The organism is Brevundimonas naejangsanensis (genome assembly GCF_003627995.1).
Lineage (GTDB): Bacteria > Pseudomonadota > Alphaproteobacteria > Caulobacterales > Caulobacteraceae > Brevundimonas > Brevundimonas naejangsanensis_B.
The window spans coordinates 1,684,882-1,700,860 of the sequence record NZ_CP032707.1 but is presented as its reverse complement, the minus strand read 5'-3'; the positions used below and the strand labels follow the sequence as shown (position 1 = coordinate 1,700,860).

At 69.6% G+C, this 15,979-nt stretch carries 17 protein-coding genes and 1 pseudogene; 5 read left to right on the top strand and 13 right to left on the bottom strand.

Features of this window, described 5'->3' with window-relative positions:
• The first annotated feature begins 40 nt into the window (after positions 1 to 40).
• Positions 41 to 1,987, top strand: coding sequence for an ATP-binding protein (locus tag D8I30_RS07960; protein ID WP_121482272.1), 1,947 nt, complete (start codon positions 41 to 43; stop codon positions 1,985 to 1,987).
• A 7-nt stretch (positions 1,988 to 1,994) separates the two neighbouring features.
• Here D8I30_RS07960 and D8I30_RS07955 read toward each other — a convergent pair whose 3' ends face one another.
• Positions 1,995 to 2,414, bottom strand: a complete 420-nt coding sequence (locus D8I30_RS07955) for a very short patch repair endonuclease (protein WP_121482271.1) — start codon at positions 2,412 to 2,414, stop codon at positions 1,995 to 1,997.
• Between the two features lie 41 nt (positions 2,415 to 2,455).
• Positions 2,456 to 2,944 carry a peroxiredoxin gene (locus tag D8I30_RS07950; RefSeq protein WP_121482270.1) on the bottom strand — a complete coding sequence of 163 codons (489 nt, stop codon included), beginning with the start codon at positions 2,942 to 2,944 and terminating at the stop codon, positions 2,456 to 2,458.
• A 135-nt stretch (positions 2,945 to 3,079) separates the two neighbouring features.
• Here D8I30_RS07950 and D8I30_RS07945 point away from each other — a divergent pair, with 135 nt between their 5' ends.
• Positions 3,080 to 3,649 carry a YqgE/AlgH family protein gene (locus D8I30_RS07945; RefSeq protein ID WP_121482269.1) on the top strand — a complete coding sequence of 190 codons (570 nt, stop codon included), beginning with the start codon at positions 3,080 to 3,082 and terminating at the stop codon, positions 3,647 to 3,649.
• A 30-nt stretch (positions 3,650 to 3,679) separates the two neighbouring features.
• Here the strand turns inward: D8I30_RS07945 and D8I30_RS07940 are convergent, their stop codons facing one another.
• The 11 genes from D8I30_RS07940 to coxB all read right to left on the bottom strand — a co-directional run bounded on the left by D8I30_RS07940 (position 3,680) and on the right by coxB (position 13,868).
• Positions 3,680 to 5,353 carry a putative bifunctional diguanylate cyclase/phosphodiesterase gene (locus D8I30_RS07940; protein ID WP_121482268.1) on the bottom strand — a complete coding sequence of 558 codons (1,674 nt, stop codon included), beginning with the start codon at positions 5,351 to 5,353 and terminating at the stop codon, positions 3,680 to 3,682.
• A complete protein-coding gene (locus D8I30_RS07935) occupies positions 5,350 to 5,970 on the bottom strand; it encodes a GNAT family N-acetyltransferase (protein WP_121482267.1) in 621 nt (206 codons plus the stop codon). The genes D8I30_RS07940 and D8I30_RS07935 overlap by 4 nt, the downstream gene beginning before the upstream one ends.
• 47 nt (positions 5,971 to 6,017) lie before the next feature.
• Complete coding sequence (locus D8I30_RS07930; RefSeq protein ID WP_121482266.1) at positions 6,018 to 7,232, bottom strand: M16 family metallopeptidase; 1,215 nt, start codon at positions 7,230 to 7,232, stop codon at positions 6,018 to 6,020.
• A gap of 55 nt (positions 7,233 to 7,287) precedes the next feature.
• Positions 7,288 to 8,016 carry an SURF1 family protein gene (locus D8I30_RS07925; RefSeq protein ID WP_121482265.1) on the bottom strand — a complete coding sequence of 243 codons (729 nt, stop codon included), beginning with the start codon at positions 8,014 to 8,016 and terminating at the stop codon, positions 7,288 to 7,290.
• Entirely contained in the window at positions 8,013 to 8,393 is a 381-nt protein-coding gene (locus tag D8I30_RS07920) for a DUF983 domain-containing protein (protein WP_240387177.1), read from the bottom strand. The genes D8I30_RS07925 and D8I30_RS07920 overlap by 4 nt, the downstream gene beginning before the upstream one ends.
• Positions 8,394 to 8,452: 59 nt before the next feature.
• A complete protein-coding gene (locus D8I30_RS07915) occupies positions 8,453 to 9,331 on the bottom strand; it encodes a cytochrome c oxidase subunit 3 (RefSeq protein WP_121482263.1) in 879 nt (292 codons plus the stop codon).
• A 54-nt stretch (positions 9,332 to 9,385) separates the two neighbouring features.
• Positions 9,386 to 9,949, bottom strand: coding sequence for a cytochrome c oxidase assembly protein (locus D8I30_RS07910; RefSeq protein ID WP_121482262.1), 564 nt, complete (start codon positions 9,947 to 9,949; stop codon positions 9,386 to 9,388).
• Entirely contained in the window at positions 9,946 to 10,200 is a 255-nt protein-coding gene (locus D8I30_RS07905; protein WP_240387383.1) for a hypothetical protein, read from the bottom strand. The genes D8I30_RS07910 and D8I30_RS07905 overlap by 4 nt, the downstream gene beginning before the upstream one ends.
• A 13-nt stretch (positions 10,201 to 10,213) precedes the next feature.
• Positions 10,214 to 11,182: a heme o synthase gene (gene cyoE / locus D8I30_RS07900; RefSeq protein ID WP_121482260.1), complete on the bottom strand. Its 969-nt coding sequence runs from the start codon at positions 11,180 to 11,182 to the stop codon at positions 10,214 to 10,216.
• Positions 11,183 to 11,244: 62 nt separating this feature from the next.
• The gene (ctaD, locus tag D8I30_RS07895; RefSeq protein ID WP_121482259.1) at positions 11,245 to 12,891 is read right to left on the bottom strand and encodes a cytochrome c oxidase subunit I; all 1,647 of its coding nucleotides are present in this window, start codon (positions 12,889 to 12,891) and stop codon (positions 11,245 to 11,247) included.
• A 23-nt stretch (positions 12,892 to 12,914) separates the two neighbouring features.
• Positions 12,915 to 13,868 carry a cytochrome c oxidase subunit II gene (gene coxB / locus D8I30_RS07890; RefSeq protein WP_121482258.1) on the bottom strand — a complete coding sequence of 318 codons (954 nt, stop codon included), beginning with the start codon at positions 13,866 to 13,868 and terminating at the stop codon, positions 12,915 to 12,917.
• Between the two features lie 251 nt (positions 13,869 to 14,119).
• Between coxB and D8I30_RS07885 the strand changes: the two are divergent.
• The 3 genes and pseudogenes from D8I30_RS07885 to D8I30_RS07875 all read left to right on the top strand — a co-directional run.
• Positions 14,120 to 14,443, top strand: a pseudogene (locus D8I30_RS07885) (PadR family transcriptional regulator); the annotation flags it as partial.
• Positions 14,444 to 14,544: 101 nt separating this feature from the next.
• Positions 14,545 to 15,111, top strand: coding sequence for a DUF1700 domain-containing protein (locus D8I30_RS07880; protein ID WP_121482256.1), 567 nt, complete (start codon positions 14,545 to 14,547; stop codon positions 15,109 to 15,111).
• A 24-nt stretch (positions 15,112 to 15,135) separates the two neighbouring features.
• A complete protein-coding gene (locus D8I30_RS07875) occupies positions 15,136 to 15,912 on the top strand; it encodes a GIN domain-containing protein (protein WP_121482255.1) in 777 nt (258 codons plus the stop codon).
• Positions 15,913 to 15,979 lie beyond the last annotated feature (67 nt).

Sequence of the window (15,979 nt, the reverse complement as noted above, 5' to 3'; positions counted from 1 at the left end):
ATGCGGCCGAAGGGCGACCCTCGCCCGTTCGGATCGCCGCATGACGCAGACCGACGCATCCCGGACCGGATGGGCCTTAGCCATCCGCCAGCGGCACAAGATGCTGCCGCAACGGCTCGTCGTGGGCCCGGCCTGCGCCCTGCTGTTCAGCCCCATCCTGGGCCTGCCGATCTGCCTGGGCTGGCTGGCGATCTACCTGCTGCTGCAACTGGCCGAGGCCGCGGCCTTCCTGCCCGTCATCCGCGGCCAGACGGCGGAGCCCAAAGGCTGGCGCCGCTTCCTGAGCGACCTGGTCCTGGCCGCCAACACCACCGCCTACGCCGGCATCGCCGTGCCCCTGTGGACCATGGGCGGCGTGCCCGGCGGCATCGTCGCCACCACCCTGCTGTCGGCGGGCGCGATCAATTCGGTGATCGCCTCGACGGGCAATATGCGAGTCTTCATCTGGACCGTCCTGCCCCAGGTGGCGGTGCTGGCGCTGACGCCGCTGTTTCTGGTCAGCGCGGGGATCGAGGGACGCTTCATCCTGCCCGTGGCCGTCGGCGTGGTGGCCTTCATCTTCTTCTGCCTGACCACTCGCAGCCGCCTGTACGTCGCGGGCGTGGCCGAGGCCCGCGCCCTGAAGGAGGCCGACGACAAGCGTCGCCAGGCCGAGACCGTCATGGCCGGACGCAGCGGCCTGCTGGCCGCCGTCGCCCATGACCTGCGCACCCCGATCAGCGCCATCCTGACCGGCGCCCATGAACTGGACCGCGTCGCCGCCCCCTCCTCCACGGCCCGCCAGCAGGTCGCCATGATCGAGGACGCCGGGCTGATGATGAAGGACCTGCTGGACGACCTGCTGGACCATGCGCGTCTCGACGCCGGGCGGCTGAAGGTCGAGGCGCGCGACTTCGACCTGCGCGACCTGCTCAACCATACCTTCCGCCTGTGGCAGGGGCCGATCGGGGCCAAGGGCCTGCGCCTGCGCCTGGACGGTTCGCGCCATATGCCGCGCATGGTGCGGGGCGACGCCATGCGCCTGCGCCAGGTGCTGAACAACCTCATCTCCAACGCCGTCAAATTCACCGAGGCGGGGGCGATCACCGTCCAGCTGCGCTCCTGGCAGGACGAGGCGGGGCTTCATGTCCTGCTGATCGACGTCGCCGACACCGGGCCGGGCATGACCACGGGCCAGATGGACCGCCTCTTCACCCCCTTCGACCAGACGGCCGACGGCGTCGCCGCCCGCTACGGCGGCTCGGGTCTGGGCCTGGCCATCAGCCGCGACCTGATCGAGCTGATGGGCGGGCGGCTGACGGTGCGCAGCCAGGCGGGCCAGGGCTCGGTCTTCACCGTGGCGCTGACCCTGCCCGGCGGCGTGGCGTCCGAGCCTGCGCCCGCCGCGGCTCCGGCCGTCCTGCCCCGCCAGTTCGGCGCGGCGGCTAGGGCCCTGATCCCGCCCCCCGAGGACAAGGCCGCGCCGGTCGCCGCCCCTCCGTCCGATGTCGAGACGGCGGCTGCCGTCGCCCCGGCCGGGACGGAAGAGGCCGAGGCGAACGAAGTCGAAACGGGGGCCGAAGCGGGCGAGGAAGCCGAGCGCGCCCTGCGGGTGCTGGTGGTCGACGACCACGCCATCAACCGCCGCGCCATCCAGGTGATCCTGCAATCCATCGAGTGCGAAATCGCCATGGCCGAGAACGGCATGGCCGCGCTCCAGGCCTGCGAGACCGGTGCTTTCGACGTGATCTTCATGGATGTGCGGATGCCCGAACTGGACGGGCGCGAGACCACGCGTCGCCTGCGCGCGGGCGACGGCCCGAACGCCCGGACGCCGGTCATCGCCGTCACCGCCGACACCGCGCCCGAGGACATCGCCGCCTGCCTGGCCGCCGGAATGAACCACTTCGTCGCCAAGCCGCTGACGCCCGCCGTGCTGCTGACCGCCCTGGGCCAGGCCCTGGACGACGCCGCCGCCGCCGACGCCGACGCCGAGGCCGCCGCCTGATCGGCCGCTAGGGACGCGGCTCGCCGCGCACCCGGGCCAGCAGCCGCGCGCCCCAGGCGGGGTCGGCCAGTTCGCATTCCCACAGGGTCAGGACCCGCCAGCCCGCCGCCTCCAGCTCGGCGGCGACGCGGGCGTCGCGCGTGCGGTTGCGGTCGATCTTGGCGGCCCAGTAGTCGGCGTTGGCGCGGGGCTTTCGCGACCCGCGCGGGCAGTCATGGCCGTGCCAGAAACAGCCGTGGACGAACAGGGCGATGCGCCGTCCCTTCATCACCACATCGGGTCGACCGGGCAGGCCGCAGCCGCCCAGCCGATAGCCGATCCCGGCGCCGCGCAACAGACGCCGGACCTTGAGTTCGGGCGCGGTGTCGCGCCCCTTCACCCGCCGCATGACGGCGCTGCGCTGCTCCGGGGTGAAGACGTCGCCCATGCGTCAGCCGAAACAGGCCAAGGACAGGGCGACGCCTGACATTACAGCTGGGCCAGCAGGTGTTCGGCCGAGGACACCTTGAACTCGCCGCCCTGCTCGACGTTGAGCTGGTCCACCACCCCGTCCTTGACCAGCATGGAGTAGCGCTGCGAGCGCTCGCCCATGCCGAAGCCGGTGGCGTCCAGGCTGAGGCCCAGCTTGCGGGTGAAGTCGCCGTTGCCGTCGGCCAGCATGACGATGTCGTCCGAGCCGCTCACCTGGCTGGCCTCGGCCCAGGCGCCCATGACGAAGGCGTCGTTGACGGCGACGCAGGCGACCGTGTCCACGCCCTTGGCGGCCAGGTCGGCGCGGTTGTCCTTATAACCGGGCAGGTGGCGCGCCGAGCAGGTCGGGGTGAAGGCGCCCGGCACGGCGAACAGGGCGACCGTCTTGCCGCCGAACAGCTCGGCCGTGCTGACCGGCTTGGGGCCTTCGGGCGTCATGGTCGTCAGGGTGGCGTCGGGGATGCGGTCGCCGATCTTGATGGTCATGTCGGGGGTCTCCGGGAGTTCGGCCCGGACGATCCAGGACGATGAGACTCAGATAGAGACCCGCGCCGGGATCGCCAAGCGCGCCTCCTCAGAGTGTGTCTTGCGCCCGCCCCCTTCCGATCCGATGATAGGGACATGACCGCCTTCTCCTCCCTGACCGGGCGTCTTCTGGTGGCGATGCCCGGAATCGACGACGATCGATTCCGCCACGCCGTGATCCTGATCTGCGCCCATGACGACGAGCACGCCATGGGGCTGCGGCTGGACCAGCCCGTGCCGGGCGTCTCCCTGTCCGAAGTGCTGGAAAAGCTGGACACGCCCCATCCCGACGCCGCCGGCGACCGCTCGGTGCTGATCGGCGGCCCGGTCGAGCGCGAGCGCGGCTTCGTCCTGCACACGGCCGACTGGACCAGCGACGAGGCCACCCTGACCTTCGGCGACGGCCTGGCCATGACCGGCACCCGCGACGCCCTGGCGGCCATGGCCGACCGCGAGGACGGCCCCAGCCAGTCCATCCTGCTGCTCGGCTACGCCGGCTGGGGCGAAGGCCAGCTGGAGGATGAGCTCAACGAGAACGTCTGGCTGACCGCCGACGCCGATCCGGCCCTGATCTTCGACGCCGACTACGACACCAAATGGAGCCGCGCCCTGGCCGCCCTGGGCGTCGACGCCGCCCGCCTGTCGAGCCAGAGCGGCCGGGCGTAAGAATCCCTCTTCTGATGGGAGACGGATGCTTTACGCCGAGCGCGCCTTGATCGGGGCCGCGCCGTCGGCGAGGGATTCGTTGAGATAGACCTCGGCCTCCTGGGCCGGCAGGGCGGGCGCATAGCCGAAGCCCTGGCCGTAGTGGCAGCCGTCGTCGAGCAGCAGCTGGGCCAGGTGGGCGTTCTCCACCCCCTCGGCCACCACCTCCAGCGACAGGTCGCGGCCCAGGTTGACGACGGATTTGACGATCTTGGCCGAGCCCTCGTCCTTGTCCATCGTCAGCACGAAATAGCGGTCGATCTTCAGGGTGTCGAAGGGCAGCTTGGCCAGGTAGGACAGGGACGAGAAGCCGGTGCCGAAGTCGTCCAGCGCCAGGCTGGCCCCCGCCTCGCGTAGCGCCTTGAGCACCTCGGCGGCGCGCGCCGTATCGCGCATGATGTCGCCCTCGGTGACCTCCAGCTTCAGGGCGCCGCGCGGCAGGCCGGCTTCCTTGATGATGCGGGCCACGTCCTCGACCAGATGGGCGCGCTCGATCTCGCCCACCGACAGGTTGACGCTGCAGAACAGCCGCCCGGCGCTGGGGTGGCGCTGCAGCCACTCGGCCAGCTGGCGCGAGGCCTGGGTCATCATCAACAGGCCCAGGTCGTTCATCAGGCCCATTTCGTCGGCCAGGGTCAGGAACTCGTCCGGCGGCACCAGGCCGCGTCGGGGATGGCGCCAGCGCGCCAGGGCCTCGAATCCCGCCACCGCCCCGGTGTCCAGGTTGACGATGGGCTGGAAGAAGGGCTCGATCTCGCCGCGCAGGAAGGCATTGCGCAGGTCCGCCTCCAGCGCCAGGCGCGACAAGCTGTCGCTCTCCAGAGCCCGGCCATAGGCCGCCGCTCCGCCCCGCCCGGCCTGCTTGGCCTGTTCGACCGCCAGCTCGACCCGCCGCAGCAGTTCGGCGGCGTCAGGCGCATCGGGGCCGCCCTCTGCCGTCACCGCCCCGATCGACAGGGTCGGATAGATGTCGAAACCGGCCAGGCGCAGGGGCTGCTCCAGCGCCTCGCGCAGCCGCTCGCTGCCGCCCGCCCCGCTGCCGCCGCGCCGGATCAGGACGGCGAACTCGTCCTCGCCGATGCGCGCGGGGATGCAATCCTCGGAAAAGGCCGCCGAGAGGCGCGAGCCCAGGGCCGACAGCACCAGGTCGGCGCGCTCATGGCCCAGGGCTTCGTTGAGGCGGCGCAGCCGGTCCAGGTCGGCCACCACCATCTCATAGTCCCCGGCCGCCGCCAGGGTCTCGGCCACGCGGACCAGGAAGGTGCGCCGGTCCAGCAGGCCCGTCAGCGTGTCCCGATCGGCGCCCGCGAACTTGGTCTCCAGGGCGACGATGCCCGCCGCGCGCAGCCCGTCCTCCAGCCAGACGCCGCGCCACAGGCAGGTCTCGCAGCCGCGCATGCGCAGGCGCACGGCGATCTCGGTCCCCTCGGCCTGGGGCTTGAGCAGGCGGTCGGCCAGGGCGCGGTCCTGGGGCATGGCCAGGGCGGTGAAGGCCGCGCCCGAACATTGGGGCGCCAGCGGCCCCAGGCCCAGCGGACGGGTCGCCCCGGTGAAGCGGATCTGGTCCTCGGCGGGGGTCCATATCCACAGGGCGGCGTCGGCCGCGGCAAGGGCTTCGATGGCCGTGGTGGGATCCCACGTCAGCGCTCTGGATCGTGTGCTCAAAGCGGGTCCGATACTCTGGCTGGACGGGAGGCGACCGCAGCGAACTCCTCGTCGAGAACGCCAAACAACAGATGGTCTGCCCATCGGCCGTTAATTTTCAAATAAGCTCGGGCCATCCCCTCCTGACGAAACCCCGCCTTCTCCAGCACGCGGCGCGAGGCGTGGTTGGTCGGCAGGCAGGCCGCCTCGACCCGATGCAGCTTCAGTTCGCCGAAGGCGTAGGCCAGCATGGTCCGCGCCGCCGCCGTGCCGACGCCCCGCCCGGCGTGGGGGCGGCCGACCCAGTAGCCGAGCGTCCCGGTCTCGGCCACGCCGCGCCGGATGTTGGACAGGGTGATGGCCCCCAGGAGGGCCTCGTCGGCCGGATCGAAGACGAACAGCGGCCAGGCCGTGCCCAGCTCCATCTCGCGCGCATAGACGCCCAGCCGGCGGCGGAAGGCGGCGCGGCTCAGGTCGTCCTCGGCCCAGACGGGCTCCCACGGCTGCAGATAGTCGCGCGACTCCTCGCGCAGCGCCGCCCACGCCATGTAGTCGGACGGGCGCGGCGGGCGCAGCACGACCCCCTGCCCGTTCAGGACCGGTCCGGTCGCCTCGGCCATCCAGTCGAACAAGGCCATGGATGGAACGATAGCGCGATGCGGCCCCGGCGTCAGCAGGGACCGCCTCAGCGGCCGGCCATGCGCTCGCGGAAGGCGCGACCGGCGCCGCCCGCCGCGCGGGGCCCCAGAACCGCGGTCGCGGAGCGGCCCGACGCCGCCAGGTCGCGACCCACCTCGCGCAGGTCGGCCGCCGTCTGGGCGTCGATGCGCGCGGCGCTGTCCTCGGACGAGACGGGCGCGCCGAACACCAGGGTCTGGCCCGCCAGGCGCCCCGAGCGGCTGGCCGGGCTCTCGTCGGCCATCCACAGGCCGGCGTTCAGCACCGCCTTGGCGCGCGCCAGCTCCTGGTCCGTCGGCCCCTTCTCGGCCAGGTCGAGGATTTCGGCGGCGCACAGGTCGGCCAGCTCCCGCGACCGCTCGGCCGCCGCCCCGGCATAGACGCCGAGCACGCCCAGGTCGTCATAGGTCTCGTGATAGGCGTCGATGGCGTAGGCCAGGCCGCGGTCCTCGCGCGCGCTCTGGAACAGGCGCGAGGCCATGCCCCCGCCCAGGATTTCCGTGAACAGGCGCAGCACTGGCAGGCGTGGATCGCGCGCGCCCAGGCTGGGCAGCTGGAAGACCAGATTGGCCTGCTCGATCTTGCGCGCCAGCCGCGCCTCGCCCCCGGCGAAGGCGGCGGGCGACGAGCCTGCGCTGGGGGTGGCCGCCGCCTGGCCAAACCAGCTCTCGGCCAGGGCCAGCAGTTCGCCCTCCTCGACCGCCCCCGAGACGGCCACCACCATGCGGTCGGGCGAATAGAGGCGGGCGCGCCAGTCGCTGACGGCCGCGCGGTCGGCGGGCGCCAGGCTGGCGATCGAGCCCAGGATCGGCCGCCCCAGCCCGTGGCCGGCGAAGGCCTGGGTCTGGGCCATCTCGAACACATGGTCGTCAGGGGTGTCGAAGGCCTCGGCGATCTCCTGGGCCACCACGTCCTTCTCGCGCTCGATCTCGTCGGGCGCCAAGGTCGGGCGGAACACCAGGTCGGACAGCACCTGCATGGCCAGCGGCAGGCTGCCCTTCAGGGCGCGGACGTCGAAGCTGGTCCGTTCATAGCCGGTGGCGGCGTTGATCGAGCCGCCCTCGGCCTCGACGCGCTCGACGATGTCGCGCGCGCCCATGTCGCCCGCGCCCTTGAACACCAGGTGCTCCAGCAGGTGCGACCAGCCGGACCGGCTCTCGTCCTCCATGCGGGCGCCGCCGTTGACGGCCACGGTGACGGCGATGGTGCGCAGGCCGGGCATGGGGTCGCACACGACGCGGACGCCGTTGGACAGAGTGTGAAGGCGAGCAGTCAGGTCAGCGATCCTTGGGGCTGTCGGCGCGGCTCAGGCGGCGGCGCAGCATCACTATGTAGAAGACGATCAGGACGGCGGCGAGGCCGAACCAGGTCAGGGCGTAGCCCAGGTGATTGTTGGCGAAGGCCGTCGGCGGGGCCACGGGCCGCAAGGCCGACCAGTCGGGATTGGTCGCGGTGGTGGCGTAGAGGGTGAAGGGCGACACCGGCCCCTCGACATCCAGCGCCTTCGCCATGGCGGCCATGTCGCGGCCGTAGAACAGGCGGCCTGACGGCGGCGGGGTCATGGCGCCGGGCGCCGGGGCGCGGCGCAGCACGCCCGCCACCACGACCGGCATGGAATCAGCCGCGTCCACCGCCGGACGCTCGGTCGTCCCGGTCGGCACGAAACCCCGGTCGACCAGGACGGTCCCCTGCCCCTCGACCGGGCAGGCGGAGATCAGGCGCACGCCCGCGTCGCCGTCCTCGATGGTCTGCAGTTCGACGAAGGGGGCGGCGCCCAGGCCGCGGCAGGTCAGCAGCACGCGGCGGAACTCGGGGTCGGCCGCCCTCAGCGCCTCCGCCAGAGGAACCGGCGGAAGCTGGGCCACGGCCTCGGCCTGGGCGATCAGGCCCTCCTTCCACGTCAGGCGCTGGGCCTGCCAGACGCCCAGCGTCAGCAGCAGCCCCAGGACGGCGGCGGCCGCCACGGTCAGGACGATGGGGAAACGGGGGGTGGCGGACTGGGTCATCGGGCCTTGGAGGAACCATCGGGGCGGGCGGTCGGATCCTGGCGCAGGCGCAGGATCTGAAGGGCGGTCATCAGCCCCTTGCCCGGCCGCATCAGGGCGACGGCCAGAAGCGCGACCAAGGGCAGCCAGACGACCAGGTGCAGCCACAGCGGCGGACGCCAGGCGATCTCGACCGCCAGGGCCGAGAAGCCGACCAGGAAGCCGGCGATCTGCATGATGAAGGTGGCCGCGCCGTCGCCGGTGTCGACCGCGCCTAGGTCGAAGCCGCAGGCCTCGCACCGGGCCCGGCGCGTCAGGAAGCCTTCAAACAGGGCCCCCCGGCCGCAGGCGGGGCACCGCCCCAGAAGCCCGGCGCGAATGGCCTGGGCGGCATGCAAATCGGCGCGGGGCTTGGGGCCCCGCGCCGACTGTCGTTCAGCTTTTGCGTCGACTTCGATCAACCGAAGGTGACGTACATGAAGACGAAGAGGAACAGCCACACCACGTCGACGAAGTGCCAGTACCAGGCAGCCGCCTCGAGGCCGAAATGCTTCTGCGGCGACATCTGGCCGGCGTAGAGGCGCAGCAGGCAGACGGCCAGGAAGATGGTGCCGATCAGGACGTGGAAGCCGTGGAAGCCCGTCGTCATGAAGAAGATCGAGCCGTACAGCTTCGACTGGGCGGCCGCTTCGCTGAAGAACAGGTGCGCGTGCAGGATGTGGTAATATTCGTAGGCCTGGACGCCGGTGAACAGCACGCCCAGCAGGACGGTGATCAGCAGGCCCAGCTTGGCGCCCTTGCGGTCGCCGACCATCAGGGCGTGGTGGGCCCAGGTCAGGGTCGTGCCCGACAGCAGCAGGATGACCGTGTTCAGCAGCGGCAGGCTCCAGGGATCCAGCAGCTCGACGCCCGTCGGGGGCCAGGTCTTCCAGGCGGCGGCGGTGTCCATCCAGTTGCCGACTTCCGGGATGATCGCACGCGATTCATTGAAGATCGCCATGTCGAAGAACATCCAGAAGAAGGAGACGAAGAACATCACCTCCGACGCGATGAACAGCACCATGCCGTAGCGCAGGCCGATGCCCACGACCGGGGTGTGGTCGCCCTTGCGGCTTTCCTTCACGACATCCGACCACCACGCGTACATGGTGAACAGCACGCCGGCCAGGCCGACGAAGAACAGCCACTTGGTGCCGGCTTCCAGGCCGAACAGGCCCTTCATCCACATGACGGCGCCGACGAACATGACGGCGGCGGAAAACGCCCCGGCCAGCGGCCACGGGCTAGGGTCGACGAGGTGGTAGTCGTGTTGCGGTTTCGCGTGAGCGTCGGCCATTCCCAGGGTCTCTGAAATTAAGGCGAGAGTCGTTGTTGAGGGCTATAGCCCCGGCTATCCGGCTTTGCCAACAGCGGAGTCGCCCGCGGCGGCCTGCTGGAAGCCCTTGGTCGGAAAGAAGGTGTAGCTGAGGGTGATCTGGCGCACGCCCTTGACCTCGGCGTCGGTCGCCAGTTCGGGCGCCACGAAATACTGCACCGGGAAGGAGCGGGTCTCGCCGGGGGCGATTTCCTGGCCCTCGAAGCAGAAGCACTGCAGCTTCTGGAAGTAGGGGCCCGCACGCTCGGGAACGACGTTGTAGGCCGCCGTGGCGTGGATCGGCTCGTTCGAGGTGTTGGTCACGGCGAAATAGGCCATGCCCGTCTCGCCGATGTGGACCTTCTGGCTCAGCTGCTCGGCCTTGAAGGTCATGGGCAAGTCGCGGACATTGGTATCGAAGCGGATCAGGACTTCCCGATCCAGCACCTCGGTCGGCGCGGCCTCGGCCTTCTTCACCGTGCCGTCGAAGCCGGTGACCTGGCAGAAGATGCGATACAGGGGCACGGCCGCGAAGGCCGCGCCCGTCATGCCGATCACCAGGGCCGCGCACAGCAGGGCGACCTTGTTCTTGTTCTTCACGGCTGGACGGTCTCCGTCGTCTGCGGCGCGCCGGCGTCCGGCTGGACCGGCGGCGGCAGGGCCGGGTCGGCCCGCTCCAGCGTGGCCAGGGCCGCGCTCTCGGCCGCCACGCGCGCCCGGTTGTTGGCGTGCATGCGCGACATGGTCACCAGATAGATCAGCGCGATGAAGCCCAGAAGGCCCAAGGCGATGGCCACGTTCCGGCGCTTGCGCGCACGAACCTGTTCATCGCTCAGCTTGATGTATTTCATTTGGGACACGGTTTCAGACTCCCACGCCCGGCAGCTGCTCGACCAGGAGGGCCGAGAACAACGCCATCAGGTACAAGATCGAGAAGGCGAACAGGTTACGGGCCGGTTTGGCCTCGGCGCGCACATCATACAATGCGGCCTCTCGCCCCACGGCCTCGGCCTTGTCCGGCTGGTCGCCCGCGCGCGAGCGCCACAGCCGCGCCGCCAGGGCCAGGAAGAACAGGCCGCCGGCCACGGACACCACCAGATAGACCGGCCCGCCCAGGCCGGTGAAGGCCGGCGCGATCGCCACCGGCACGAAGACCAGGCTGTAGAGCAGGATCTGCAGGCGGGTCGACTTGGCGCCGCGCGCCACCGGCATCATCGGAATGCCCGCCTTGGCGTAGTCCCCGGCCGAATAGAGGGCCAGGGCCCAGCTGTGCGGCGGCGTCCACAGGAAGATGATCAGGAACAGCAGCCAGGCCTGCCACGGCGCGTCGCCGGTCACGGCGGCCCAGCCGATCACCGGCGGAAAGGCGCCCGCCGCCCCGCCGATAACGATGTTCTGGGGCGTCCGGCGCTTCAGCACCAGGGTGTAGAGCCAGGCGTAATAGACGATGGTCAGGCCGAGCAGCCCGCCCGCCAGCCAGTTGGTGGTCATCCCCAGAAGCATCACCGAGAAGACCGACAGCACCATGCCGAAGGCCATGGCGTCGTTCTTGCGCACCCGCCCGGCCGCGACGGGTCGGCCCCGGGTGCGCCGCATCAGGGCGTCGGTCTCGCCCTCGATCGCCATGTTGAGCGCCCCGGCCGCGCCCGCGCCCATGGCGATGCACAGCACGGCGACGATGGCGTTGATCCAGTCCAGCCGCCCGGGCGCCACCACCAGTCCGGTGACGGCGGTGAACACCACCAGCGACATGACGCGCGGCTTCAACAGCTGGAAGAAGTCTTCCGGTTGGGCCGTCGTGACGAGGGGAGCTTGGCGGTCGGTCATGGTCATAAAGAGCAAAGGCCGCCCCTCCGGTTGCGGAAGGGCGGCCTCTCCGGTTCATCCTATACGGATCAGTGGTTGTCCGCCTTGACCACCGGCAGTTCGTTGAACTGGTGGTGCGGGGGCGGCGAGGACAGGGTCCACTCCAGGGTGGTGGCGCCTTCGCCCCACGGATTGGCCTCGGCCTTGCGGCGACGGATGGCCGACTCCAGCAGCATCACCAGGAAGACGCCGACGCCGACGATGGTGATGACGTAGCCCACCGACGAAACGTAGTTCCAGTAGGTGAAGGCTTCCGGATAGTCGACGTAGCGACGCGGCATGCCCTGCAGGCCCAGGAAGTGCTGCGGGAAGAAGATCAGGTTCACGCCGACGAACATGATCCAGAAGTGCAGCTGGCCCAGGAACTCGTTGTACTTCACCCCGAACATCTTCTCGTACCAGTAGTAGAAGGCAGCGAAGATCGAGAAGATGGCGCCCAGCGACAGCACATAGTGGAAGTGCGCCACGACGTAGTAGGTGTCGTGCAGGCTGTAGTCGATGCCGGCGTTCGACAGGACCACGCCGGTCACGCCGCCGACGGTGAACAGGAAGATGAAGCCGATGGCCCAGAGCATGGGCGTCTTGAAGGTGATGGAGCCGCCCCACATGGTGGCGATCCAGCTGAAGATCTTCACGCCCGTGGGCACGGCGATGATCATGGTCGCGGCCACGAAGTAGGCGCGCAGGTTCACGCTCATGCCGACCGTGTACATGTGGTGCGCCCACACGATGAAGCCGATGAAGCCGATGGCGACCATAGCGTAGGCCATGGCGAGGTAGCCGAAGATGGGCTTCTTCGAGAAGGTCGAGACGATGTGCGAGATCATGCCGAAGCCCGGCAGGATCATGATGTACACCTCGGGGTGGCCGAAGAACCAGAACAGGTGCTGGTACATGACCGGGTCGCCGCCGCCGGCCGGGTCGAAGAACGACGTGCCGAAGTTGCGGTCCGACAGCAGCATGGTGATCGCGCCCGCCAGGACCGGCAGCGAGAACAGCAGCAGGAAGGCGGTCAGCAGGACGCCCCAGGCGAACAGCGGCATGCGGTGCAGGGTCATGCCCGGCGCGCGCATGTTGAAGATGGTGGTGATGAAGTTGATCGCGCCCAGGATCGAGGAGGCGCCGGCGACGTGCAGCGAGAAAATCGCCAGGTCGAACGACGGCCCCGCGTGCCCCATGGTCGACAGCGGCGGATAGGAGGTCCACCCCCCGCCGAAGCCGCGGCCCGGCCCGCCGTCGACGAACATCGACAGGACCAGCAGGACGAAGGCGAAGAATATCAGCCAGAACGAGATGTTGTTCAGGCGCGGGAAGGCCATGTCCGGCGCCCCGATCATGATCGGGATGAAGTAGTTGCCGAAGCCGCCCATCGTCGCCGGCATGACGACGAAGAACACCATGATCAGGGCGTGCGCCGTGACGGTGGCGTTGTAGCCGTGCTTGGAGGCCTCAACCAGACCCAGATACTGGATGACCGAGCCTTCGCGGAACACCTGAATGCCCGGCTCGGCCAGTTCCCAGCGGATCAGGCCCGACAGGGCGCCGCCGATGAGGCCGGTGAAGATGGCGAACACCAGGTACAGAATCCCGATGTCCTTGTGGTTGGTCGACAGGAACCAGCGGGTGAAGAAACCCGGCTTGTGATCGTGCGGATCGTGAACAGCAGCGGTGGCCATAGGTCTGGGCTCTCGCGTCTCTCTTACTGAGCGGCCGGCGCGGCGGGCGCGGCAGCGGCGGCGGGGGCCGCAGAAGCGGCGTCGGTCGGGGCGGCGGCGGCCGGAGCGGCGGGCGCTTCGGCGGCAGGCGCGGCGGCGGCGGCGGCGGCCTCATCGGCGGCCTTGGTCATGGAGCCGCCCTTCGAGGCGACCCAGGCGGCGAAGGCTTCCTTGCTCACCACCTTGACGTGGATCGGCATGAAGGCGTGGTCGACGCCGCACAGCTCGGAGCACTGACCGTAGTAGTCGCCTTCCTTCTCGGCGCGGAACCAGGTCTCGTTCATGCGGCCCGGAACGGCGTCGACCTTGATGGCGAAGGCCGGCACGGCCACGGCGTGGATCACGTCCGAAGCGGTGATCAGCAGGCGGACGTTCTCGCCGACCGGCACCACCATCGGCTCATCGGCGGCCAGGCGGTACAGATGCTTGGGCGCCTTGTCTTCCGGCAGCATGTTGGAAATGTATTCCGCCACGCCCTGGTCCGGATATTCGTAGGCCCAGTTCCACTGGTTGCCCGTGATCTTCACCGTGACGTCCGCATCCGGATAGTCATGGTAGGCGAACAGCAGACGGAAGGAGAACAGGGAGATGGCCACCAGGATCAGCACCGGCACCACGGTCCAGATGACCTCGATGAGGGTGTTGTGGCTCCACTTGGCCGGCACCGGGTTGGAGCGCTTGTTGTAGCGGATCGCGATCCACACCAGCAGCACCGCCACCAGGACGCAGATGCCCGTGATGACCGGCATCAGCACCACGTTGTGGAAGAAATGGGCCTCGTGCGCCAGCGGCGCAGCCGCCGTCTGCAGGCCGAGACCGCCCGGCGTCGGCTGGCCCAACACATCCTGCGCCATAGCCGGCGCGGCGACAAAGGCGGCAAGGGCGGTTGCGGCGATTCCGCCTCCCAACCGCACCATGGCTCGCATGCCCATCCCCATTCGAGAAGTCCTCATAAACCGTTCTACAGCAGACGCCTGCGAGCAATTCGCAAGCGCCGCCGGGTCCAGACGGACCTCGGCGTGTCAGGGCCGGTCCTTATCGGCTCGGATCGCCCTTGCCAAGCGATCAAGCGCAGCTAGGGCGGCCGCGCGACAAAAAGCGGTCAATTAAATCGGTGTCATGTTTAGATAGCTACCTTGTGACGCAAGATACCTTGCGATACCTTTTCTCCATCACGAGAGGGGACGCCATGCCCGACACCATCGACATCCAGTTGAAGAAAGGCGTGCTGGGGCTATGCGTCCTGGCGCTGCTCGCCCGGCGCGACAGCTACGCCTATGAAATCGCCTCCCGCCTGTCCGACGCCATAGGCATGGGGGAAGGCACCATCTATCCGCTGATGCGGAGAATGCAGACCGACGGCCTGGTCGAGACCTATCTGGTCGAATCATCCAGCGGTCCGTCGCGCAAATACTATCGGCTGACCGCCGGGGGCCGTCGCGCCCTTGACGGCCAGACCACCGAATGGCGGGCTTTCGCCCGCGCCGTCGAGGCCTTGATCGCCGGCGAAGCCGAGGACGTCGTCACAGCCGGAGCTCCGGCCGAGACTCCGGCCCTGGCCGACCACAGCGCCGAAGCCGACACGACCGACCATGCTGACAGGGGAGAGGACCAATGACCCGCGCGGAATTCCTGGCGCGCTTGCGACGCGGCCTGGTGGGCCTGCCCGCGACGACCGCCAATGAGATCGTCAACGACTATGAAGCCCACTTCGCCGACGGCGCCGCCGCCGGACGCAGCGAGGCCGAGGTGGCGGCCGCCCTGGGCGACCCCGACCGCCTGGCCCGCGAACTGAAGGCCGAGGCCGGCGCCCAGCGCTGGCGTCAGGAGCCGTCCGCCTCCTCCGCGGCGGCGGCCGTGTTCGGCATCCTCGGCCTGGGCGCGATCGACATCCTGATCCTGCTGCCCATCGCCCTGCCCGTCTTCGGCACGGTGCTGTCCATCCTGGTGGCGGGCATCGCGGTCTTCATCGCGGGCGGCTTCGTCCTGGTGGCCGGGCCCTTCGTCGGCGCCCCCGGCGGCGCCCTGGCGGCGGCCCTGCTGGGCGTCGGCTTGATGGGGATGGGCATCTTCATGGTCGGAACCATGGCCCTGCTGACCAAGTGGCTGATCGACGCCACCGTCTGGTACGCCCGCCTGCACTACCGGGTGATCAAACCCGCCCTGGAACCCCAGGCCTGAGACAAGAAGGGGAGGACTAAAGACATGATCCGCAATCTGTTCATCATCTCCGCCGCGGGCCTGGTGCTGGCCATCGTCGGCATCGGAGGCGCCTTCGCCGTCGGCGGTCGCGACCTGATCCGCCATGACCGGACCTGGGTCTTCACCGAAGGGGAGCGCGGCGACGGCTTCACCATCGAACGGAGCCAGGCTTCGCCCGAGGTCACCCGCACCCTGGCCTGGACCGGCGACCAGCGGCTGTCCATCGACCTGCCCGCCGACGTCACCTACGACCAGCAGGCCGACGCGCCGGGCGTCATCGTCACCGGCCCCAAGACGGTCGTGGACCGCGTCCGCTTCGCCAACGGCCGGCTGACGATGGAGGACGCCCCCCGGGGCCATCGCAGCTACATCCGCTGGACCCGCACCGGCATCCACGGCTGGAGCGAGACCGACGCGCTGAAGATCGTCATCAAGGCGCCCTCGGTGAACCGCTTCGACCTGTCGGGCGCGACCGACCTGAACATCCGCGGCTATGACCAGCCGACGCTGGACCTGACCCTGACCGGGGCCTCGGACGTCAAGGTCCAGGGCCGGTCCGAGACGGTGACGCTGGACGTGTCCGGCGCCGGCGACGCCCGCCTGGACGAACTGATCGTCTCGGACGCCACGGTGCGGGTCAGCGGCTCGGGCGACGCCCGCGTCGGCCCCACCGGCAAGGCCGACATCGCCGTCACCGGCAGCGGCGACGTGCGGCTGACGCGCCGCCCGTCCCAGCTCAACATGGACATCCGCGGCTCGGGCGACGTGACCCAGGACTAAACGGCAAGACCGCTCCCTTCCCCCTCGATGGGGGAAGGGTCGGGGCTGGGGGTGAAGCTACGGCGGG

Bases quoted from the DNA above. Each gene is read 5' to 3' on its own strand.
- D8I30_RS07905 (WP_240387383.1), bottom strand. From the start codon at position 10,200: ATGAAATACATCAAGCTGAGCGATGAACAGGTTCGTGCGCGCAAGCGC.
- D8I30_RS07960 (WP_121482272.1), top strand. From the start codon at position 41: ATGACGCAGACCGACGCATCCCGGACCGGATGGGCCTTAGCCATCCGC.
- D8I30_RS07955 (WP_121482271.1), bottom strand. From the start codon at position 2,414: ATGGGCGACGTCTTCACCCCGGAGCAGCGCAGCGCCGTCATGCGGCGG.
- D8I30_RS07945 (WP_121482269.1), top strand. From the start codon at position 3,080: ATGACCGCCTTCTCCTCCCTGACCGGGCGTCTTCTGGTGGCGATGCCC.
- D8I30_RS07935 (WP_121482267.1), bottom strand. From the start codon at position 5,970: ATGGCCTTGTTCGACTGGATGGCCGAGGCGACCGGACCGGTCCTGAAC.
- D8I30_RS07925 (WP_121482265.1), bottom strand. From the start codon at position 8,016: ATGACCCAGTCCGCCACCCCCCGTTTCCCCATCGTCCTGACCGTGGCG.
- D8I30_RS07930 (WP_121482266.1), bottom strand. From the start codon at position 7,232: ATGCCCGGCCTGCGCACCATCGCCGTCACCGTGGCCGTCAACGGCGGC.
- ctaD (WP_121482259.1), bottom strand. From the start codon at position 12,891: ATGGCCACCGCTGCTGTTCACGATCCGCACGATCACAAGCCGGGTTTC.
- D8I30_RS07915 (WP_121482263.1), bottom strand. From the start codon at position 9,331: ATGGCCGACGCTCACGCGAAACCGCAACACGACTACCACCTCGTCGAC.
- D8I30_RS07880 (WP_121482256.1), top strand. From the start codon at position 14,545: ATGACCCGCGCGGAATTCCTGGCGCGCTTGCGACGCGGCCTGGTGGGC.
- cyoE (WP_121482260.1), bottom strand. From the start codon at position 11,182: ATGACCATGACCGACCGCCAAGCTCCCCTCGTCACGACGGCCCAACCG.
- coxB (WP_121482258.1), bottom strand. From the start codon at position 13,868: ATGGGGATGGGCATGCGAGCCATGGTGCGGTTGGGAGGCGGAATCGCC.
- D8I30_RS07875 (WP_121482255.1), top strand. From the start codon at position 15,136: ATGATCCGCAATCTGTTCATCATCTCCGCCGCGGGCCTGGTGCTGGCC.
- D8I30_RS07950 (WP_121482270.1), bottom strand. From the start codon at position 2,944: ATGACCATCAAGATCGGCGACCGCATCCCCGACGCCACCCTGACGACC.